The sequence below is a fragment of the Mucilaginibacter aureus genome, from assembly GCF_053514885.1.
On sequence record NZ_CP170601.1, the window covers coordinates 3,825,902 to 3,849,782 of the forward strand.

Genomic DNA, 23,881 nt, shown 5'->3' on the forward strand with positions numbered 1-23,881 from the left:
ATTTTTGCAATGGATCATTATTTTTAGTTTTTATAATTAGTGCTTTATATGAGGCCTAAAGAGCAAATTTGTAACATGATTGCGACAAAATGCCCATTTTACAACAATTGATAGGTTGTGATAAAATCGTATAAAACCATGCGAACATACTATATGAAATAGCAGGGTATACAATGCATATTTGAATTATAGATAATTTGCTAAACACCAATTTATACCTAAAAGTCTAAGTAAATTTCAGGGCATTAATTTACCGGCTAATATGCTTGTAGTATGTTTTGTAAACATGGTGATGCCGGTTGTTATTTAAATGATTAGTGTAAACTTATAAGTCAACTACATGAAAAAAAGTACCGTTCTATTTTTGATGGCCACAGCTGTAGCCGGTTTTGTAAAAACCTCCTCAGCTCAATACCCGCAAATTCCCAAAAGTGTTCAGGAAGCTTCTGATAAATTGATCAAAGACACCTACCGAAAGTCAGACTCGGCCTGGGCCGTAGCTTTGCCTATCGTTCAGTACGATCAAAAACATGGTAAACCTTACGTGCCATGGGCTTCACGTCCAACCGACCTGCCTCAGGCAAAAATTCTGGCCTTCCCGGGAGCTGAAGGTGGTGGTGCTTACAGTTTTGGCGGCCGCGGCGGTAAAGTTTATGTAGTAACTAACTTAAATGATGATGGCCCTGGCAGCTTACGCTGGGCCTGTGAGCAGGGCGGTGCACGTATCGTAGTATTTAATGTTGCAGGTATCATTCACCTTAAAAGTCCGGTTATTGTAAGGGCACCATATATTTCTATCGAAGGCCAAAGTGCACCCGGCGACGGTGTTTGTGTTGCAGGCGAATCGTTTTGGGTAAACACGCACGACGTGGTTATCCGCTATATGCGTTTCCGCCGCGGCGAGACCAATGTAGGCCGTCGTGATGATGCATTGGGTGGTAACCCGGTAGGTAACATCATTGCCGATCACGTTTCGGCAAGCTGGGGGCTTGACGAGAACTTTTCGATGTACCGCCACATGTTTGATGCCGGCATAGGCGAAAAAGAAGAAAAGAAGGGTACTGTTAACATCACTATACAAAACTGTATCTATTCAGAAGCTCTGGATTACTGGAACCACTCGTTCGGCAGTACTACCGGCGGCGAAAACAGTCTGATGGTGCGTAATCTTTGGGCCGATAATACCGGCCGTAATCCATCCATCGGTTGGACAGACGTTTACCACTTTGTAAACAACGTGGTATTTAACTGGCACCATCGTACTATGGATGGCGGCGATTATACCAGCAACTTTAATATCATTAACAACTATCTTAAACCAGGTCCGGTTACACCGAAGGACGCACCTGTTGGCCACCGTATCTTAAAACCCGAATCAGGTCGCAGCAAGCTGAAAGAAAAATATTTTGGCCGTGCTTATGTAAACGGTAACATTGTTGAAGGGAACGCCCAGGTAACCAAAGATAACTGGGATGGCGGTGTACAGGTTGAAGACTCAAACGGGCACGAACTACCCGACGCAGGTAAATACAAAGATTTTATGAAAGTAGACGAACCGTTCCCGTTCCCGCATGCGCCAATTACTGTAATGACTGCCGAACAAGCTTATCATTATGTGGCTGATAACGCTGGTGCCACATTACCTGTACGAGACGCTGTTGATAAGCGTATCACCGAGCAGGTACGTACTGGCAAGATCGCTTATAAAGAAATGGTTACCGATACCGATTTCCAGTTCAAAGTTCGTAAGCTGCCTAAAGATTCGTACAAAATGGGGATCATCACTGCCCCATGGCAGGTTGGCGGTTACCCGGATTATAAAGGTACACCTTATAAAGACAGCGATAACGATGGTATGCCAGATGCCTGGGAAACCGCGCACGGCCTAAACCCTAAAGATGCATCGGATGCAACCAAACCTGCTAAAAATGGCGAAGGTTACACCAATATCGAAGTGTATCTGAATACGTTAGCCGAAAAAGGACAGCAAAAGCTGCCAGCATCATTGACCAAATTTTAATAGTTTTCCATCGCTACCGATATAAAAAACTCAAACAAATATGTTTCCCCTGTCGAAACTTAATTTACACCTAACAACCTGCTTACTGGCAGGTTGTTTATTTATTGATCTTTCAGCCACGGCACAAAAAGCGCCAAAAGCTCCCAAGCCACAACCGCCGGTTGCCGAAAGAGATGGCAAACTGGTTTACGCCGCTGACGAGCAAGGTAACCGCATACCCGATTTTTCGTATTGCGGATACATGGCTTCCGAAAAGGCTATCCCTAATGCGCCTGTACGCGTAGTTGTACCGGTTAAAAAGGGCGATGCTACGGCGCGCATACAATCGGCGCTTGATTATGTGGCTTCGCTGCCTGCGGATAAAGATGGTATACGGGGAGCGGTTTTGCTTGAGAAAGGTAAGTACGATGTTTTAGGTACTTTGCTTATCCGAAAATCGGGCATTGTACTCCGCGGAAGCGGTAATACGCTTGAGGGTACCGTGTTAGTTGCAGGAGGAAAAGACCGGGCGACATTTATCAGGGTTTTAGGTACACCCAATAAACATGTTGATAGCTGGACTAAAATTACCAACGCTTACGTACCCGTAAACGCTACCGAAGTTAAGGTGGCCGATGCCGGTAAATTTAAGGCAGGCGATATGGTGGTGATACACCGCCCCACCACTTTAGCCTGGATACAAAAGCTGGGTACCGAGAGCTTTGGGGGCGGCTTATCAGCGTTAGGCTGGCATGCAGGTGATCGCGAAACGAATTGGGACAGAAAAGTTGTAGCCGTTAAAGGCGATGTAATTACACTGGACGTTCCGTTGACCACGGCTCTTGATACCACTTACGGTGGTGGAAGCATTGCTGCTTATCAATGGGCTGGCCGTATTGAGCAGGTAGGTATCGAAAACCTGCAAATGCGCTCGTATTATGATGAGGCCAAACCAAAGGACGAAGACCACCGCTGGATGGCGATCACAATAGAGAATGCACAGGATGCCTGGGTGAGGCAGGTGGTGTTCAAACACTTTGCGGGTTCGGCCGTGAACGTTTTAGAAACCTCGCGCCGTGTTACTGTAGAAGATTGTAAGTCATTATCGCCAACATCCGAAATAGGAGGGCAGCGCCGTTTTACATTTACTACTACGGGCCAGCAAACTTTGTTTCAGCGCCTTTATTCCGAATATGGTTATCACGATTATTCGGTAGGATATTGTGCACCGGGCCCGAATGCATTTGTGCAATGCGATTCGTGGCAATCGGTTGGTTTTAGTGGCGCTATTGACAGCTGGGCATCGGGAGTGCTGTTTGATGTGGTCAATATTGATAACAGCAGGTTAAGTTATGCTAACCGTGGTCAGGATGGGCAAGGCGCAGGCTGGAGCGCAGCGAACAGTGTATTCTGGAATTGTACCGCCGCTATAGTTGATTGCCCCAAACCGCCAACGGCGCAAAACTGGGCTTTTGCTACATGGGCGCAGTTTCAGGGTGATGGTTATTGGAGCGATTCGAATAACAGTATCAGTCCGCGCAGTTTTTACTATGCACAGTTAAGTGATCGTTTGGGACGTGACAAGGCTATGGAGCTTGCACAGATATTTCCGTTGAACACCAGCGCATCAAGCAGCCCGACTGTTGATGAAGCCCAAAGATTAATAGAACAATATAAAAAACCACAATTGCATTTAAGCGATTGGATAGACCAGGCCGCTAAGCGCACACCGATACCGGTAAGCGCATCGGGTGCAAAAACTATAGACGAGATAGGCGTTAAAGAGCCAATCACTCCAAAAATGGCTGCCCCAATGGCTGTTGTTAACGGTGTGATCGTTCGGGGCAATTCGATATTGACCGGTCGTCATTATGATTCTCCGTGGTGGAACGGTAATGTTCGCCCGGGAGGGGTAAAAGAAGCCAAGCCATCGGTTACGCGTTATGTACCCGGCCGCACTGGCACCGGTTGGACGGACGACCTGGATAGCATGACCAACAAAATGGTCAACCAACATGTGCTGACCTATGAACATAATTATGGTTTATGGTATGATCGCCGCCGCGATGATCACGAGCGTATCCGCCGGATGGACGGCGATGTTTGGCCGCCGTTTTATGAATTGCCATTTGCGCGCAGCGGCGAAAGCAGTGGCTGGGATGGTTTAAGCAAATACGATCTGACCAAATACAACACATGGTACTGGAGCCGCCTGAAAAAATTTGCCGATCTGGCTGATGAAAAAGGCCTGGTACTGATCCATCAAAACTATTTTCAACATAATATTATTGAGGCAGGTGCGCATTATGCCGATTTCCCGTGGCGCACGGCTAATAACATCAACAACACCAGCTTCCCTGAGCCGGTTCCGTTCGCGGGCGATAAACGGATCTTTATGGCCGAGCAGTTTTATAACGAGAAAGATCCGGCTTTAACCAAATTGCATATTGCTTTTGTTCGCCAGTGTTTGGATAACTTTAAAGATAATACAGGTGTAATTCAGCTGATAGGCGAAGAGTTTACCGGTCCGCTGCACTTTGTACAGTTTTGGGTGGATAACGTTAAACAGTGGGAAACTGATAATAAAAGGAAAGAGATCATTGGTTTAAGCACTACTAAAGATGTACAAGACGCAATTCTGGCCGACCCTGCGCGTGCTGCGGTAATTAATGTGATCGATATTAAATACTGGCATTACCAGGCCGATGGCAAAACTTATGAGCCGAAAGGCGGACAAAGTTTGGCCCCACGCCAGCACGAACGTATTTTAAAACCTAAGGCAACTTCGTTCGAGCAGGTTTACCGTGCAGTACATGAGTACCGCACCAAATATCCCGATAAGGCCGTGATCTACTCTGATGATGGCGCCGATAACTATGCATGGGCGGTATTTATTGGCGGCGGTTCGCTGGCGGCAATACCTGTTGTAGCTAACCCGAAGTTTGCAGCTGATGCATCAACCATGCAGCCAATTGATCTGCCGGGAAATCCTAAAGGACAATATGCCTTGGGTAATTTTATGAAAGGTTATATTGTATATAACGACTCGAATGAGCCTGTCCATTTAAATGCCTCTAAATTATCGGGAGAAATAACAGTTCATTGGATCAATCCGCGAAATGGGCAGATCATTAAAGAAGGTGAGACATTTATGGGAGGGCGCGACATAGAGCTAAAAGCTCCGCAAGCAGGCCCGGTAATTATGTGGGGAACGGTTAAATAATTATTAAAATACCGAAGAATACCGATGTTATAAATTAATGGTACAAAAGGTCAGATAAAAGAAATGTACAAAAGAATAACGATCATCATCCTCTTAGCACTTGTGAACGTGGTATTTGGAGCGTCAGCGCAAACACCATCGCGCTTAAAAATATCGGCCAACCACCGGTACTTTACCACATCGGATGGTAAACCATTTTTTTGGCTGGGAGATACCGGCTGGCTGTTGTTTGAAAAACTTACCCGCGAAGAAGCGGATAAATATCTCACCGATCGTGCTGCGAAAGGTTTCAACGTGATACAGGTAATGGTACTGCACGATCTGGGTATTAAAGATGCTTACGGCGATTCGGCCCTGATCAATAAAAGCGTCGCCACGCCTCGTGTGGTTAACGGCAACTCATTAGCTGATAAAACTTACGACTATTGGGATCATGTAGACTACATCGTCGACCTGGCTGCCAGCAAAGGCATTTATATTGCGATGGTGCCCGTTTGGGGCTCGGCGGTAAAAGCTCACCATGTAACTGCGGCACAGGCAAAAACTTATGCCACATTTTTAGCCGGGCGTTATAAAAACCGCCCAAATATCATTTGGATGAATGGCGGCGACATCCCAGGCACACAGAACATGGATGTTTGGAATGCTATTGGGTCAACCTTACATCAGCTTGATCCATCGCACATCGAAACTTTCCACCCGCGTGGCAGAACTCAATCGTCCATCTGGTTCCACAACCAGGATTGGTTAAGCTTTAACGTATTCCAATCGGGACACCGCAATTACAAGCAGGATACTTCGAAGAACGACTTTAAATACGGAGAGGATAACTGGAAGTATGTCAACTCCGATTATAAAAAACTACCTGTTAAACCAACCCTCGATGCCGAGCCATCATATGAAGATATCCCGCAAGGTTTGCATGATACAACAGAGAAAAGATGGATAGCTGCCGACATACGGCGGTATGCGTACTGGTCGGTTTTTGCGGGAGGTTGCGGTTTTACTTATGGGGACAATTCAGTTATGCAAATGCACTTGCCAAAAGACAGGTCAAGCTCATATGGGGCTAAAGCCTACTGGTTTGATGCGATAAATGATCCCGGCTCATCGCAGATGCAATATGTTAAGAAACTGATGCTCTCTCGCCCGTATTTTGAGCGTGTGCCCGATCAAACCCTGGTCGCTGCAAAGCAAGGCAAACGATATGATTATTTAATAGCTACTAAAGGAAAAAATTACGCGTTTATTTATACCTATAATGGCCGTAGTATCCCGGTGGCGATGGGTAAAATAGCCGGAGCCAAAGTAAAAGCATCGTGGTATGATCCGCGAACCGGGGATACGCAGGCCATCGGCACTTTTGCCAACACCGGTACTCACGAATTTAACCCGCCCGGAGAAATAAAAGCAGGAAACGATTGGGTTTTAATATTGGATAAGATATAAACGATGAGAAAATTAGGGTTCTTAATATTAGCTGCAGTATTGTTTGCATCCTGTAAAGTAAAAAAGGATGTGTATATGTACAGCTCATTCCACGAACCTGCTAACGAGGGCTTGCGCCTGATGTACAGCTTTGATGCTTACCACTGGACGGACCTGAACCATATTTTTATTAAACCCGAAATAGGCACCGAGAAGATCATGCGTGATGTTTCTATTTGTCAGGGGCCGGATGGGATCTTTCGTTTGGTTTGGACAACCGGCTGGAAAAACGACCAGAGTATAGGTTATGCCAGTTCAACCGACCTGATCCACTGGTCGAAACAGGAGCATATCCCGGTAATGACTTACGAACCTACGGCGGTAAATGCCTGGGCACCGGAGTTGTTTTATGATGATGAGGGCAAGCAGTTCATTATTGTATGGGCATCCTGCGTTCCCGGTCGTTTCCCGAAAGGAGAGGAGGATGAGAAGAACAACCATCGTTTATACTATACCACCACCACCGATTTTAAAACTTTTGCGCCAACTAAATTATTTTTAGATCCGGGTTTTAGCGTGATCGATGCGACCATCGTACAGCGTGGAAAGAACGATTATGTGCTGGTGATGAAGGATAATACCCGCCCTGAGCGCGACATTAAAGTTGGATTTAGCAAAAACGCAATAGGGCCGTACACCAATATATCAAAACCGGTAACGCCGTTATTTAGCGAAGGGCCATCAGTGGCGCATACTGGCAACGATTGGTTGATCTATTACGACGCTTATCGCGATAAAAAATTTGGTGCGGTAAAAACGCAGGATTTCATCACATTTACAGATGCAACCGGCGAGATCAGTGTTCCGGAAGGGCATAAGCACGGTACCATTTTTAAAGTGACCAAAAAGGTACTGGATAACCTAAAACAGCAGATCGCCAACTAAGGGTCTGCGCTATTATTTATGAAGAGGAATTTTAAACTGCTATTGTTAATACCGGTTTTGTTTGCGTTTAACGCGCAGGCACAGGATACCGTGCATTATACCGGCAATACGGTAGTGAATGTGGATTATCATCACGGGCAATTAAGCCCGGCGGTTGGGGTACACAGCACACAAGTTTTTCGCGCTAACCGCGAGCACCCGGAGTGGGCGGATGGTTTTGGTTTTACCTATAACCACGCGCCAATGTTGAGCTATTGGAACAATACATTTTATGTAGAATATCTGAGCGATAAGGTTGGCGAAAGCGTACCGCCTGGGCAAACGCTGGTTGTTACGTCAAAAGACGGGCAAACCTGGTCGAAACCCGAAGTTGTTTTCCCGCAATACAAAATACCCGATGGCACTACTAAGCCTGGTATCAATATCGTGGCAAAGGATCTGTACTCGGTAATGCACCAGCGTATGGGCTTTTACCAGGCTAAATCGAAGCGTTTACTGGTGTTGGGTTTTTATGGGATCTGCCTCGAGCCGCATGATGACCCTAACGATGGTTTGGGCATTGGCCGCGTTGTGCGTGAGGTTTTACCAAATGGTAAATACGGGCCGATCTATTTTTTACATTACAATCCGGCGTGGAACGAAAAAAACACTTCGTACCCGTTTTATAAAACCAGCAAGGACAAGGGTTTTATACAGGCTTGCGACGAGTTAATGGCAACTCCTTTGATGATGATGCAATGGGCCGAAGAAACCGACAGGAAAGATCCGCTGATACCATTGCATAAAGATTACAAAGCTTTTAATTTTTACCACCTGCCTGATGGCCGTGTTGTGGGTTTGTGGAAGAACGCCCTGACATCGATCAGTAAAGACGAGGGTAAAACCTGGGGAGCGGTTACCAGGGCGCCAAGGTTTGTAAACAGCAACGCTAAAATATGGGGCCAAAAAACATCGGATGGTAAATACGCTACAGTTTATAACCCGTCTGAATTTCGCTGGCCACTCGCTATATCAACCAGTAAGGATGGTTTAGAATATACCAACCTGTTGCTGGTCAATGGCGAAATATCGACCATGCGTTATGGCGGTGCGTATAAATCGTACGGGCCGCAGTATGTACGTGGTGTTGAAGAAGGCAATGGTGTAGTGCCCGATGGCAAGCTCTGGGTAACTTACAGTATGAACAAAGAGGATATCTGGGTATCGTCTATCCCGGTTCCGGTTACGGATGTGGCCGACGGGCATGCCAACGAAGATTTTAACACGATGCCTGCCGGGAAGGAACTGGATAAGTGGAATACTTTTAGTCCGCAATGGGCCAAAGTGCAGATAGAAAAAATGGCCGACGGCAGCAAAGCACTGGCTTTGCACGATGAAGATAAGTTTGACTACGCCCGTGCCGAACGAGTGGTACCCGAGTCGAAAAAACTGGAGGCTGATTTTACCGTGGTGCCCGGCCAGAATACCAACGGCATGCTGGATATTGAGTTTCAAAATGCCAAGGGTGATGCTGCCATCAGATTAACTTTTGATTCGACCGGTGCATTTATAGCTAAGGCAGGGTATCGTAATAAAACGCTGCTTAAAAAATATGAGGCCAATAAACCTTATCATATCACACTAAAGCTAAACACCGATACCCGTTTTTACTATATCAATATTGATGGGAAGGACCTGGCGCCAAACTTATTTTTTGCACCGGTGCTGGCAGTAAAACGTGTGGTATTCCGCACAGGGGGCGTACGCCGTTTCCCGAACGCTGATACACCTACCGATCAGGATTTTGATATGCCAAATGGTGGCGAAAAAGATAAACCTGCGGTGTTTTATATTAAGAATTTTGTAACCAAAACTTTTTAATGAACAGTTGTAGATCCTATATCCTTTTAGCTTGCGCGATCCTATTCGTGTCAATAACACACGCCCAGATTGTTTTGCCACGTGTAATTGGCAGTAATATGGTTTTACAGCGTCAAAAGCCGGTACCCGTATGGGGAACAGCTTCGGCAGGCGAGCAGGTAACGGTAAAGTTTGGTAAACAAACCAAAAAGGTTGTTGCCGATGCTTCGGGAAACTGGAAAGTAGTGCTGGATGCGATGACAGCTTCAAATATTGGCCAGGATATGATCATCGCGGGAAGCAATACCATCACATTGCATAATATTTTGATAGGCGAGGTTTGGGTATGTTCAGGTCAATCCAACATGCAATACGAAATGCGCAAGAACAGTAAAGTGCGCCTGGCCGATAGCCTCGACAAAAACTCACCTGTTTACGAAATGGACCATCCGCACAGCCCGGATATCCGCCTGTTTTGGGTTAATCAGAAGAACCAGAGAACAACGGGTAATTATTTAGCTAAATGGGATCTGGCAACCCAGGACTCGGCCCTACGTTCATTTTCGGCAGCAGCCTATTTCTTCGCCAAAAAACTGAACGAAGAATTACATGTGCCGGTAGGTGTGGTTTGCGCAGCCATCAGCGGAAGCGCCATCGAACCCTGGACCCCAGCCGAAGCTTATGCCACCGTACCTTACTTTAACCAGCCCGATGCTGTAAAGGCCAAACCGGAAGGCAAGTTTTACCACAGCATGATCGAGCCGTTATCGCCGTTTGCCATCAAAGGTTTTTTGTGGTACCAGGGCGAGGCCAATGTTGGCGAAAATATCAGCTACACTTATAAAATGCAAGCGTTGATCAACTCATGGCGTAGCCTGTGGGGCGACAATACTTTGCCGTTTAATTATGTAGAGATCGTACCTTATTGGTATACGAAGTTAAGTCCGAAAACTATATTGAGCCCCGAAAGGCTCCCCGAATTCTGGGAAGCGCAAACACTGGCGCTTAATATCCCAAATACCGGCATGATTGTAACTACCGATTTGACCGATGTGACACCTAACCTGCATCCACCCTATAAATGGGAGATAGGCAATCGTTTGGCACTACTTGCTTTGGCTAAAACCTACGGCAAAAAAGTGGTGTATTCCGGACCGATGTATAAACAAATGACTATAAAAGGCGATAGGATAGAGCTGAGCTTTAACGATGGTGGTAGTCCGTTGGTGAGTAAGGATGATAAACCGCTTAATTGGTTTACCATAGCAGGTGCCGATGGCAAATTTGTGGAAGCACAGGCTATCATCAAAGACAATAAAGTAATTGTGTTTTCGCCCGAAGTAAGCAAGCCCGTAGATGTTCGCTTTGCCTGGAACGAGTTAGCGCAGCCTAATTTGTTTAACAAAGCCGGTTTACCCGCAGCGCCTTTCCGTACCGATAACCCTTTAAAATTTAATCAATAATCTAAATAATGAGAATTCGTTTCGCCATAACTTCTTGCTTCCTGCTTCTTGCTTCCTGCTTCTCTTTTGCACAGGAAACGCAAAAGCTCTACCTCTCCGGGACGGGTAGCGACCATACCGTTAACTGGCAGTTTTATTGCACAGGCGGTATGCACGCGGGTACATGGACAACCATCCCCGTACCGTCCAACTGGGAACTGCAGGGCTTCGGTAAATATAATTACGGTTTGGATAAAGACAGCACCAAGGGGCGCGAACAGGGTTTATATAAATACGAATTCAAAATACCGGCGGCATGGAAGGGTAAAAACGTACAGATCGTGTTTGAAGGCTCCATGACAGATACCAAAGTTAAGATCAACGGCGAATCGGCGGGAGCAATACACCAGGGATCGTTTTACCGGTTTAAATACGATATTACCAAACTGCTTAAATACGGCGAAACCAATTTATTGGAAGCCACGGTTGATAAATATTCGGCCAACGCATCGGTAAACAATGCGGAACGCAAGGCCGATTTCTGGGTGTTCGGGGGTATTTACCGCCCGGTTTACCTCGAAGCTGCACCACAACAGCATATCAGTACCGTAGCCATAAACGCCTTGGCAAGTGGTAAATTTAACGCGAACGTGGCTTTAGCCGATGCAAATGGTAACAGCCAGGTAAGCGCACAGATCTATTCCCTTGCCGGGCAAAAGTTTGGCCTGCCTTTTAGCGCTAAAGTAAGCAAAGGCGATACCATAGTACATTTACAGGGCAACATCGCTTCGCCCCAATTATGGACACCGGAGTTTCCTAACCTGTATAATGTTGTGTTTACCCTGAGCAGCGGTGGCAAGGTTATTCATACTTACAAACAACGTTTTGGTTTTCGCACGGTTGAGTTTCGTGAGCACGATGGTATTTATGTCAACAATGTCAAGATCAAATTTAAAGGTGTTAACCGCCATACCTTCTGGCCAACAACGGGCAGGGCCATCAATAAAAGCATCAGTATCGGAGATGTGAAGTTGATGAAAGATATGAACATGAACGCGGTGCGTATGTCGCATTACCCGCCAGATGTTCATTTTTTGGATGTGTGCGACTCGCTGGGTTTATTTGTTTTAGATGAGCTGACCGGCTGGCACGGTATTTACGATACGCCAACCGGCTCAAAACTGGTTAAAGAAATGGTTACCCGCGATGTTAACCATCCTTCGATCGTAGTTTGGGATAATGGTAACGAAAGCGGCTTTAATTTCGATCTCGATCATCTTTTTCCGGATAACGACCCTCAAAAACGCCCTGTTATACACCCTTGGGCGGTTTTTAAAGGCATTAACACTAACCACTATATTAATTACGACTATGGTACCGGTACCGCCCTGCATGGTCACGATGTGTTCTTCCCGACCGAATTTTTGCACGGTTTGTATGATGGTGGTGCCGGTGCAGGTTTAGATGATTTTTGGGAACTGATGTACCGTACGCCGGTCTCGGCCGGTGGTTTTATCTGGGCCTTGCTGGATGAAGATGTGGTGCGTACTGATAAAGGTGGCATTTTAGATTCGGATGGCGATCATGCGCCGGATGGTATTGTTGGCCCATATCGTGAAAAGGAAGGAAGTTATTACGCTATCAAAGAGATCTGGTGCCCGGTACACATGGAGCCGCGCGACATCACACCTGCTTTTAATGGTACGATGCGCTTGGAAAACCGTTATCTGTATACCAATTTAAAACAATGTACTTTTACCTATCGCCTGGCCTATTTGGATAATCCATTTTATAAGACCAAGATTTTTGGCAAAACCACCCCAATTACCGCACCGGATGTTGCCCCTGGTCAGTTTGGTAACCTGCAATTGCAATTACCGGCCGATTGGAAAAGCTATGATGTAATGTATCTGACCGCCTACGGTCCGGATAAACATGAACTGTTTACCTGGAGCTTCCCAATCAGCAGCCACGAAAAGATCACCGCAAGGATGATCAATACCAAAGGAACTGAGAAACCAACCATTAAAGAAACCGATTCGCTTTATAAAGTAAGCGCCAATGGTATCGATGTCGAGTTTAACCGTAATTCGGGTTTGTTGCTGAGCGTTAAAAATGGCAAAGGTAAAATACCTTTCAACAATGGGCCGGTACTGGCAGAAGGTGCCGAGAAAACCGGCTTCCAAAAACTAAGTTACCGTTACGAAGGTAACGACCTGATTGTTGAGGCATCATTTGAAAAGAAAGCAACAGAAGCAGGTTTAAAATGGATCATCTATCCATCGGGGTTGATCAAGCTCAATGTTAAATACTGGCCAATTGGCGAAGAAGGTAATATGCTGGGTTTTAGTTTTTCTTATCCGGAAAAGGATGTAAAAGGTGTTACTTACATGGGCGATGGCCCGTACCGGGTATGGAAAAACCGGATGAAAGGTGTTAGCCTGAACACTTGGGATAAAACATACAACAATACTATAACCGGTCAGCCTGGTATGGAGTACCCCGAATTTAAAGGCTACTACTCCAATTTGTATTGGATGAAGCTGAATACTACCGGCCAGCCCATTACCATTATTTGCGATAACCGCGATGTGTTTATGCGCCTGTTTACACCAGCGGCCCCTAAAAAGGTTTACAATACGGCTCCGGCGTTTCCTTCGGGGGATATCTCGTTTATGAACGGTATAACCGCTATCGGCACAAAATCCCAAAAGCCTGAAAAATTAGGCCCGCAGGGTTTACCCAATAAATATTTTGATTACTACAAAGATCTCAGCGCCGCGTTAAGCGTTGATCTGTACTTTGATTTTTCCGGCAAATGAAACTGATCAAATATCCATACGGCCTTTTATGCGTACTGCTTTTAAGCGGTGCCTGTTTGTTTTCCTTCCGCGGACAGGATACGCCTGTAATTCAAAACCCGCGATGCGAGTTATTGGCCAATCCCGAAGGGATTGATGCAACGCAGCCGCGTTTAAGCTGGGAGATCGCTTCCAGCGTTCGTGGTACAGATCAAACAGCTTACCGTGTACTGGTTGCCTCATCAGCCGAAAAGCTATCCTCTAATACCGGCGATGTGTGGGACTCCGGCGTGGTTAAATCCGATCAGACCATACAGGTATCCTACCAGGGCAAACCGCTGCAAAGCGGCACAAACTACTTTTGGAAGGTTAAGGTTTGGACAAATAAAGGCGAAACTGATTGGAGCAATGCCCAAAAATGGAGCATGGGCTTGTTAAAACCTGCCGACTGGCAGGCTAAATGGATAGGCTATGATCATGCTTTTGCCTGGGATAGCGTATCAAAGTTTTCGCGGTTGTCGGCACGGTATTTTCGCAAAGAGTTTTCATCCGCGAAAGCCATAAAAGAAGCAAAGGTTTATGTATCAGGATTAGGATATTATGAGTTGTACATTAACGGTAACCGCATTGGCGATCAGTTTTTGGCACCGGCACCTACAGACTATACGCAATCGGTAAAATATAATACTTTCGATGTTACAGCGCAGCTTAAGCAAGGTAATAATGCTATCGGGACAATACTGGGCAATGGCCGCTTTTTTACCATGCGGCAAAACTACAAGCCGGCTAAAATAAAAACCTTTGGATACCCTAAAATGCTGTTGCAGCTGCATATCGATTATACCGATGGCACGAGCCGCACCATTACCAGCGACGATACCTGGAAAATTACGGGGGATGGGCCTATCCGCAGCAATAACGAATACGATGGCGAAGAATATGATGCCACAAAAGAATTAAACGGTTGGGCAAATGCCGGTTATAACGAAGCTGCGTGGTTGAAACCCGAATTGGTTGAGGCACCGGGCGGCAGGGTAGTAGCGCAGATGAACGAAAAGATCCGCGTGGTTGAAACCCTTAAACCCAAAACCATCACCAAAATAAGCAACGGTAACTATGTATTGGATATGGGCCAAAACATGGCCGGTTGGATCAATATGCAGGTAAAAGGCAATAAAGGCGATAAGGTACAACTGCGCTTTGCCGAAACAACTAAAAGCGATGGTGAATTATACGTGGCCAATTTGCGCGATGCAAAATCGACAGATACTTACACTTTAAAAGGTGGAGACGAAGAGCAGTGGCACCCGCGTTTTATTTATCATGGCTTTAGGTATGTTGAGGTTGTCGGGTATCCGGGTATACCCCAACTGAATGACTTTACCGGCGAGGTGATCAATGATGATCTTACTGTTACCGGTTCGTTCGAAACATCGAACCCGCTCATCAACCAGATCTATAAAAACGCGGTTTGGGGTATCAAGGCAAACTACAAAGGCATGCCTTTGGATTGCCCGCAGCGTAACGAGCGTATGCCCTGGCTGGCCGACCATGCTACGGGCTCGTACAGCGAAAGTTTTGTGTACGACAACGCCAAGTTTTACGCTAAATGGCTGGACGATATCGAAGAATCGCAAACGCCCGAAGGTGCTTTGCCGGATGTTGCGCCCGCTTACTGGCATTATTACAGCGACGATGAAACATGGCCCGCTACCTATTTGGTAGTTGCTGATATGCTTTATGACCAATATGGCGACAAAGCGCCGATTGTGAAGCACTACGAGTCGATGAAGAAGTGGATGACCTATATGCGCGTAAAGTACATGAAGGATAACATCCTGAACAAAGATAAATACGGCGACTGGTGCGTACCGCCCGAATCAACCGAACTGATCCACTCTAAAGATACCTTGCGTACTACAGACGGGCATTTAATAGCTACAGCGTACTATTACAGGATGCTTATGCTGATGAAGCGCTTTGCCGGTTTGGCGGGCAAAACGCAGGATATATCCGAATATGATGCAATGGCAGCCAGGATAAAAACGACATTCAATCAAACCTTCTTCAATCCCCAAACCAAACGGTACAGTAACAACTCGGTAACCTCAAACCTGTTGCCGTTGTATTTTGGCATGGTGCCCGGTGCCGACAGAAGGGCTGTATTCAAAAACATTACTGATAAGATATTGATCGATAATAAAGGCCACATCAGTACAGGTGTTATCGGTACGCAATTTTTAATGCGTACGCTTACCGCCAATGGTCGCCCTGATATTGCTTACCGCATAGCCTCAAATACCGATTACCCAAGCTGGGGTTATATGGTTAAAAACGGCGCCACTACCTTTTGGGAACTTTGGAACGGCAATACCGCCAACCCACAAATGAACTCGCAAAATCACGTAATGTTGCTGGGCGACCTGCTGGTTTGGTTTTACGAAAACCTTGGCGGGATAAAAACTGAAAGTGCACAGGGCTTCCATAAACTGGTGATGAAACCTGAACAGGTTGAGGGTTTAACTTTCGTGAATGCATCGTACAGATCGGTTAGCGGAATGGTAAAAAGTAACTGGAAAAAAGATGGCAAAACCTTTAGCTGGGATGTGACTATTCCGGCAAATACCAGGGCTGTAATTTATGTTCCGGCTGCGGCCGAAAAAGATGTTACGGAGAGCGGAAGCGCAGCATCGGCTAACCACGACCTGAAATTTTTGCGGATGGAAGCCGGTTGTGCAGTTTTTGAAATTAGTTCAGGTAACTATTCATTTAAATCACACATATAACTGATTATGAATTATAAAAAAATTTGTATTTTAACTGTTGTGCTATTTTGTCATGCTCTTAATGGCGCGTTTGCACAAACAAACCCGTGGAGAAAGGGTATTATTACCGATGAGTTTTTGTACGATAAGGCCCCTTTCCCGGAGTGCCATGCATCAACTATCGCCCAAACAAAAACAGGTTTGGTAGCTGCTTTTTTTGGCGGGACAAAAGAACGTAACCCCGATGTTTGCATCTGGGTTTGCCGCAATGTAAACGGTAAATGGACGGCTCCGCAAAATGTTGCCGACGGTATACAGAACGACAGCTTGCGTTACCCCTGCTGGAACCCGGTTTTATACCAGGTGCCAAACGGCGAGTTGATGTTGTTCTACAAGATAGGTCCGAGCCCTGGTACCTGGAAAGGCTTTATGAAAACCTCTGCCGATGGTGGTGTCACCTGGTCGGCGCAAAGGGCTTTGCCGCCGGGCTTTTTAGGTCCGGTAAAAAACAAACCGGTGCTGCTGAGGAACGGCACACTGATCTGCCCGACCAGTACCGAAGATAAAGGCTGGAACGTGCATTTCGAACTAAGTCCGGATAACGGCAAAACATGGACAAAAACGGCCGACGTCGCCAAAGCCGATGGCGTGATGGGCGCTATACAGCCAAGTATCCTGTTCCATAAGGATGGAAAGCTGCAGGCCCTTTGCCGCAGCCGCGACAGGGCGATACTGGAAACCTGGTCAAGCGATAATGGTTTAACCTGGTCGCCTTTGTCCAAAACAAGCCTTCCAAATAATAATTCGGGTACGGACGCTGTCACATTAAAAGATGGCCGTCAGCTACTGGTTTACAACCACGTATTGCCTCCCGGCAAGGAAGTGAAAGGTGCACGTACACCGCTTAATGTAGCAATCTCCAAAGATGGCAAAACCTGGTACGCAGCTTTGATCCTGGAAGATTCGCCGATAAGCCAGTACTCATACCCGGCTGTTATCCAAACCAGCGATGGTTTGGTGCACTTTGTTTACACCTGGCGCAGGCAAAAGATCAAGCATGTGGTTATTGATCCTAAAAAATTGGTTTTAAAAGAAATTGTAAACGGCGAATGGCCTAAAATGGAAGGTTATACTGCGCCGGTTGCAACCGGAGACACCAAAGATCTGTAAAAATGAAAAAGTTCGCCTTGCTTTTGTTTTTTGCTTTAATCCTTTCTGCTAAGCTGTATGCGCAGGTAAGTGTGGACGACAGTTTGAAAAAACCTTTAAAGCAAGTGCTCACCGAGGTGCAGGCGCGTTTTCATGTGCAGATCAAATTCGACGAGAATTTGGTGAAAGGCCAGGTAGTTACCTTTGCTGATTGGCGCATACGCCCGGCCAGCATCGATAAGACGCTGAATAACATACTGACCCCGTTGGATATTTCTTATACGCTTACTGCCGGTGTTTACCGCTTGCGCAAGTTCGATTATCCGCGCTGGTCGGTTGAGGATGGCAAGGAGCAACTGGCTTATCTGTCATCACTTTACAATGATAAAGCAAGCTGGGAAAAACGAAAAGCTGCTTTGCGCGCCTGTATGTACAGTGCTTTGCAACTTTCGCCGTTACCTGCAAAACCAACCGCGAAGCCTATATTAACACCGGTAAGGCAAATGGATGGGTACACCATCCAAAATATCGCCATCGAAACCTTGCCTGGTCTATATGTGTGCGGGTCGATCTACCGCCCGGCTAAAAGCAGCGGTAAACTACCGGTCATCCTTTCGCCAAACGGCCATTTCCAGTACGGCCGGTACAATAAAGATCAGCAAAAGCTTTGCGCAACCTTCGCGCGTATGGGCGCTATCGCCATGAGTTATGACCTGTTTGCCTGGGGCGAATCGTTGCTGCAATTTAAGGATGCCGATCATAACCGCAGTATCGCCATGAGCATACAGGCGCTGAACGGTATCCGTTTGCTCGATTATTTATTGTCACTTAAAGATGCCGACCCAGGCAGGGTAGGCATTACCGGTGCATCGGGCGGTGGCAGCCAAACCATGCTGTTATCTGCTTTGGATGAACGTTTTACGGCTGCATCGCCTGTAGTGATGGTATCCAGCGCTTTTTACGGTGGTTCGCACTCAGAAAGCGGTATGCCGGTACATTTATGCGAAGGCGATACAAATAACCCCGAAATAGCGGCCATGTTTGCCCCAAAGCCGCAACTCGTGGTTTCGGATGGTAAGGATTGGACGGTGAATGTGCCTGAGATAGAGTTCCCGTTCATGCAGCGTATTTATGGTTTTTACGATCAGAAGGATAAGTTAACCAATGTGCATTTACCGGCCGAAGGCCACGATTATGGAATCAGCAAGCGTAAAGCCGTTTATGCCTTTATGGCGAAATACCTGAAGCTGGATATCAAAGCGGTGCAAGGCGCAGACGGGGAGATAGACGAAACTAAAAGCGCTATAGAACCTGAAAAAGCATTATATGTATTTGGTGATAAAGGCGAACGCTTACCGGCCAACGCCATACATGGCTTTGATGAAATGCAAAAGGTGTTTAACAATGCAACAAGGCATTGAATGTGCAAATGAAAAATGATTAAAAATTAACATTGAGATAGATGTCTGAAATTAACAGGAAGAAATTTTTGCGCAATGCTGCGATACTAAGCGGCGGACTTTTGCTTGTGCGGAATAACTCATGGGCAAGCATTTTTGCTTCGGATAGCTCACAACGATACAAAGTTGCCATTGTTGACCTGATGTTAATAAAACGGCAAAAATTAGGCGCTTTTCAGCTCACTAAAGATATTGGTGCCGATGGTTTAGAAGTGGATATGGGCGGTCTTGGCCAACGTGAAACGTTCGACAGTCAGTTAGCCACTCCCGAAATAAGGAAGCAGTTTTTAGATAAAGCTAAAGAGTTAAACCTGGAGATATGCTCGCTGGGGATGACAGGCTTTTATGCACAATCCTTCGCCGAAAGGGCAGGCGTGGAGCGCATGGTGCAGGATTGCATCGACACGATGGTGGCCATGAATGTAAAGGTAGGCTTTTTACCGCTTGGCGTTGCCGACCTGGTTAGGAAACCCGAACTGCGCCCGGCTGTAGTTGAACGTTTGAAAGCTATTGCACCGCTTGCTAAAAAAGCTAACGTGATCATCGGGATAGAAACTTCTTTAGCTGCTGCTGATGAGGTTAAGTTGCTGGATGAGATCGGTTCATCGCATATTCAAAGCTACTTCAATTTTGCTAATGCAGCAGATAACGGACGCGACATCAGTACCGAACTGCAAACTTTAGGTAAAAAACGCATCTGCCAGATCCACTGCAGTGATACGGATGGTGTTTGGCTGCGTTACGACCCGAAGATAGACCTGAAAAAGATCAAAGGAACGCTTGATAAAATGAAATGGAGCGGCTGGCTGGTGATCGAGCGTTCCCGCGATGCAAACGATGTGCATAATGTGAAGAAGAATTACAGCGCCAATACAGAATATGTAAAATCGGTATTTCAATAAATGGTTGGATTAAAAAGCATATTATCATACAATGCCCTCCGCGCGTCATTGCGAGGCACGAAGCAATCCCCGGCGTACAGAGTTGCTCTGCCTGTTTTGGACTGCTTTGTGCCTCGCATTGGCGGTTTCCGGTTCGCTGTTTTGCTGATCTTGTTGCTAATTGGCGTTTCATCCAACGCTGCCGACATCTGGGTATCGCCGCAGGGCTCCGATCAAAATAAGGGAACGAAGGAACAGCCCTTAGCCACGTTAAATATGGCTTTACGCCTTGCCCGGGAAATGCGCCGGCTGAACGATCCTGTTGTTAAGGATGGTATTCACATCATCGTGCAGGGTGGAACATATCGATTGTTCGAGCCCATATTTATTCGCCCTGAAGATTCGGGAACCAAAGAGAGCCCGACGATCATAGAAGCAGCCCCCCACGAAAGTCCGGTACTGAGCGGAGGCGTTGCAGTAATCCATTGGCAAAAAGCTGTTAAACCAATACCCGGCTTACCGCTGGCAGCCAAAGGTAAAGTTTGGGTTGCTGATGTAACCGTTCAAAATTTCAGGCAATTATGGATAAATGGGCATAAAGCTATTCGCGCCAATACCATGCGGGGCGATAGCATGAGCCGTATATTATCATGGAACCACAAAGAACAAACCTGCTGGATACCTAAACCCAAAACTGCCGACCTGGCGAAAGTTAAAGGCATGGAGTTTTTTATTCACCAATGGTGGGCCATTGCTGTTCTGCGTATTAAAGCCATACAAGTGCAGGGCGATAGCGCTAAGCTGAGTTTTGAGCAGCCCGAAAGCCGTATTCAATCTGAGCATCCGTGGCCGGCGCCGTTCCTGTCGAAAAAAACGGGTAATTCAGCTTTTTATTTGACTAACGCCATCCAATTCCTAGATAGCCCGGGCGAATGGTATCTTGATCAGGATAGCCACAAATTGTACTACTGGCCACGTACAGGCGAAAATATGCCGTCCGCGAAAGCGATAATACCTGCATTAGAGAATTTAGTAAGTGTGGAAGGCACGATAGATAACCCGGTTAGCTATGTGTATTTCAAGGGAATATCGTTTCAGCACAGCGGTTGGCTGCGCCCGTCGCAACAAGGCATAGTGCCGCACCAGGCGGGCATGTATATGACAGATGCCTACAAATTGAAGATACCCGGTACGCCCGACAAAAAGGGCCTGGAGAATCAGGCCTGGGTTGGAAGACCCGAAGCAGCAGTAACGATTAAGTACGCCGCGCATACCGGCTTTGAAGCATGTAGATTTGAGCATTTGGCATCTACGGGGTTAGACTATGCCAAAGGAACCCGCGATGACGCTATTACAGGTTGCCTGTTTAAAGATATCGGCGGGAGTGGAGTGTTGGTTGGTAATTTTTCAGATAAAGCCACAGAGGTGCATTTGCCGTATAATCCGAAAGACTTACGGGAAGTATGTACCAATGAACAAGTGAGCAATAATTTGATAACCGATGTGACCAACGAAGACTGGGGCTGCGTGGGGATTGGGGCAGGGTATGTGAAGAATATCAATATTGAGCATAATGAGATTTGCGAAACATCATACACCGGCATTAGCGTAGGGTGGGGCTGGACCAGGACCGCCAACGCTATGAGCGATAATCATGTCTATGCAAATAAGATCACCCACTACGCTAAACACATGTATGATGTAGCCGGGGTGTATACGTTGTCGGCTCAGGCCGGATCGGTTATTTCAGAGAACTATGTCGACTCGATCTACAAAGCGCCTTACGCGCACGACCCGCATCATTGGTTCTATTTGTATCTCGATGAGGGTTCGTCAAACATTACCGTAAAGGATAACTGGACACCAACTGAAAAGTATTTGAAGAACGCCAACGGACCCGGAAACGTATGGGAGAACAATGGCCCGATGGTAGCTAACAAGATAAAAAACGCCGCAGGTTTACAGCCTGCTTACCAATATTTATTGAAGGAACGCGTAGTTAACCCAAATGATCAACCGATAAATAAGATGTAAAAGAATGAGTTTATATAAAATTTATAAGTATTTAAATTATAAAGCTTTATCATTTTTGTTGGTATTAGTTGCTTTGTTGTGCGGCTCACAAAAAAGCTACGCTTTAACGAAGATTGGACCTGCTGTGGTTGAAGTAGTGTACCCTGGTGGGAAAGTCGAGCAAGAAAGGTTACTAAGTTTGTGTAAACAACAAATGGTAGATGTCGCTGATATCTATCAATGGAAAAATCATTTTGTAGTTTTCGGACTCAACTTTGGACGCTTTTACAGTGCTAGCAAATTGCAGTTTAAAGATTGTATCATAAAAGTATACGATCCACCCTTTTATGATTTCGAGCGCAGCCGGTGCTCTAATAAAACTGTAGCCAAAGAATGGGATAATATTATCCTTACCGCTAACCTTGTATCCGACCCGAAGAAGCAACAGGAATATCTAAATTACCATAAAACTCAATTCGAGAAATGGCCCGAGGTTTCGCAAGGGTTTTGTAATGCCAACTTTCAGAGACTATTGGTATACCGTAATGGGCGCCAACTAATGCTCATCATCAGCATCCCGAAAGGAGAAAGCCTGGATAAGCTGAACCCGCTGACGACAAAGAACAACCCGCGGGTTGACGAATGGAATAAAATTATGGCTAAATACCAGGAAGGTATACCGGGAACCAAGCCGGGCGAAACCTGGGTGTTTTTGAAACCACTTTGATTTCGGATTTCGGATGTTCGATTTCGGATTTAAAAAGAATAAATACCTGATTGGCACTAATGAACCAATGACAAATGAACAAATGAACAATATATGCTACGATTAGGAATATTAGGATTAGGCGAGGGCCGCAGCACCATGTCGGCAGCAATACAGAGCCCCAAATGGGACCTGCGGATGATCTGTGACCGTAATGAAGACCTGTGCCGCCACCGTGCCGACGAGTTTAAAATGTACGATTACACCACCAATTACCAGGATATGCTGGATGATAAGGATATTGATGTAATTGCCATTTATACGCCCGACCACCTGCACGCCCAGCATATTAAACAGGCATTGCTGCATGGTAAACATGTGGTATGTACCAAACCCTTTATCGATAACCTGGCTGATGCCAATGAGCTGCTTGAACTGGCCGAAAAATCGGGTAAAAAGATATTCGTTGGTCAAAGCTCGCGCTTTTTTGAGCCGGCCAAAAGGCAGCACAAGGATTTTGAAGCAGGTTTGATCGGCGATCTGATCACGGTTGAAAGTCATTACCATGCCGATCACCGTTGGTTTTTGGAAAAACCCTGGGCGCTGGAATCGTCGTTTAAATGGCTGTATGGTGGGTTGAGCCACCCGGTTGATTTTATACGTTGGTACCTGCCGGATATCGAAGAAGTGATGGGTTACGGCATGATCAGCAGTAACGGCAAAACCGCCGGGCTAAAGAACCAGGATACCATGCACTTTATTTTTAAAGCTACCGATGGCCGCATTGCCCGGGTAAGCGGTTGCTATACCGGCCCAACACAACCCGCTATGCGCGATAGTGGTATGACGGTTATTTTACGCGGCACTGTAGGCGCATCGCAGGCCGATTACCACGAACTGCGTTACGCAATTACCGATAAGACCGGCGAAGAAAAGATAGTGCAATGGGGCGACTCGACCATTAAACATTACTTCAGGTTTGAAGGTCAGAGCCATCACGCGGGCGAATACCAAAACTACCTGGAATATTTTGCCGACAGCATTGAACAGGGCTTTACTGCTTACCCGGATATGAAAGAGGGGATTGGTACGGTAGCGTTATTGCAGGCCATGGATCAATCGCTGCAAACGGGTAAACCGGTAAAAGTGAATGATTTATTAAAAGAACATCATATTAGCCCCCTAACCCCCTAAAGCGGGGAACTGATAGCGGTGAATTGCCAATAACCT

The 23,881-nt window shown here is 46.3% G+C and carries 14 protein-coding genes; all 14 read left to right on the plus strand.

Annotated features, from left to right (window positions below; genetic code table 11):
• The first annotated feature begins 340 nt into the window (after positions 1-340).
• The 14 genes from ACFGVR_RS16215 (at position 341) to ACFGVR_RS16280 (ending at position 23,845) form a co-directional block, all read left to right on the plus strand.
• Positions 341-2,020, plus strand: coding sequence for a polysaccharide lyase (locus ACFGVR_RS16215; protein WP_448698365.1), 1,680 nt, complete (start codon positions 341-343; stop codon positions 2,018-2,020).
• A 40-nt stretch (positions 2,021-2,060) separates the two neighbouring features.
• On the plus strand, positions 2,061-5,222 hold the full coding sequence (locus tag ACFGVR_RS16220; RefSeq protein ID WP_448698366.1) for a DUF6298 domain-containing protein: 3,162 nt from the start codon (positions 2,061-2,063) through the stop codon (positions 5,220-5,222).
• A gap of 63 nt (positions 5,223-5,285) precedes the next feature.
• The gene (locus ACFGVR_RS16225) at positions 5,286-6,671 is read left to right on the plus strand and encodes a glycoside hydrolase family 140 protein (RefSeq protein WP_448698367.1); all 1,386 of its coding nucleotides are present in this window, start codon (positions 5,286-5,288) and stop codon (positions 6,669-6,671) included.
• Positions 6,672-6,674: 3 nt separating this feature from the next.
• Positions 6,675-7,595: a glycoside hydrolase family 43 protein gene (locus tag ACFGVR_RS16230; protein ID WP_448698368.1), complete on the plus strand. Its 921-nt coding sequence runs from the start codon at positions 6,675-6,677 to the stop codon at positions 7,593-7,595.
• Positions 7,596-7,613: 18 nt separating this feature from the next.
• Complete coding sequence (locus ACFGVR_RS16235; protein WP_448698369.1) at positions 7,614-9,455, plus strand: exo-alpha-sialidase; 1,842 nt, start codon at positions 7,614-7,616, stop codon at positions 9,453-9,455.
• Between the two features lie 47 nt (positions 9,456-9,502).
• The gene (locus ACFGVR_RS16240) at positions 9,503-10,897 is read left to right on the plus strand and encodes a sialate O-acetylesterase (RefSeq protein WP_448698371.1); all 1,395 of its coding nucleotides are present in this window, start codon (positions 9,503-9,505) and stop codon (positions 10,895-10,897) included.
• An 8-nt stretch (positions 10,898-10,905) separates the two neighbouring features.
• A complete protein-coding gene (locus ACFGVR_RS16245) occupies positions 10,906-13,698 on the plus strand; it encodes a glycoside hydrolase family 2 protein (RefSeq protein WP_448698372.1) in 2,793 nt (930 codons plus the stop codon).
• Entirely contained in the window at positions 13,695-16,463 is a 2,769-nt protein-coding gene (locus ACFGVR_RS16250; RefSeq protein WP_448698374.1) for a family 78 glycoside hydrolase catalytic domain, read from the plus strand. The genes ACFGVR_RS16245 and ACFGVR_RS16250 overlap by 4 nt, the downstream gene beginning before the upstream one ends.
• Before the next feature lie 6 nt (positions 16,464-16,469).
• The gene (locus ACFGVR_RS16255; protein ID WP_448698376.1) at positions 16,470-17,612 is read left to right on the plus strand and encodes a sialidase family protein; all 1,143 of its coding nucleotides are present in this window, start codon (positions 16,470-16,472) and stop codon (positions 17,610-17,612) included.
• Positions 17,613-17,614: 2 nt separating this feature from the next.
• On the plus strand, positions 17,615-19,012 hold the full coding sequence (locus ACFGVR_RS16260) for an alpha/beta hydrolase family protein (RefSeq protein WP_448698377.1): 1,398 nt from the start codon (positions 17,615-17,617) through the stop codon (positions 19,010-19,012).
• A 41-nt stretch (positions 19,013-19,053) separates the two neighbouring features.
• Complete coding sequence (locus ACFGVR_RS16265) at positions 19,054-19,953, plus strand: sugar phosphate isomerase/epimerase family protein (RefSeq protein ID WP_448698379.1); 900 nt, start codon at positions 19,054-19,056, stop codon at positions 19,951-19,953.
• Complete coding sequence (locus ACFGVR_RS16270) at positions 19,954-21,966, plus strand: right-handed parallel beta-helix repeat-containing protein (RefSeq protein ID WP_448698380.1); 2,013 nt, start codon at positions 19,954-19,956, stop codon at positions 21,964-21,966.
• A 193-nt stretch (positions 21,967-22,159) separates the two neighbouring features.
• Complete coding sequence (locus ACFGVR_RS16275; protein ID WP_448698382.1) at positions 22,160-22,672, plus strand: L-rhamnose mutarotase; 513 nt, start codon at positions 22,160-22,162, stop codon at positions 22,670-22,672.
• A gap of 93 nt (positions 22,673-22,765) precedes the next feature.
• Positions 22,766-23,845, plus strand: coding sequence for a Gfo/Idh/MocA family protein (locus ACFGVR_RS16280; RefSeq protein ID WP_448698383.1), 1,080 nt, complete (start codon positions 22,766-22,768; stop codon positions 23,843-23,845).
• Positions 23,846-23,881: the final 36 nt, after the last annotated feature.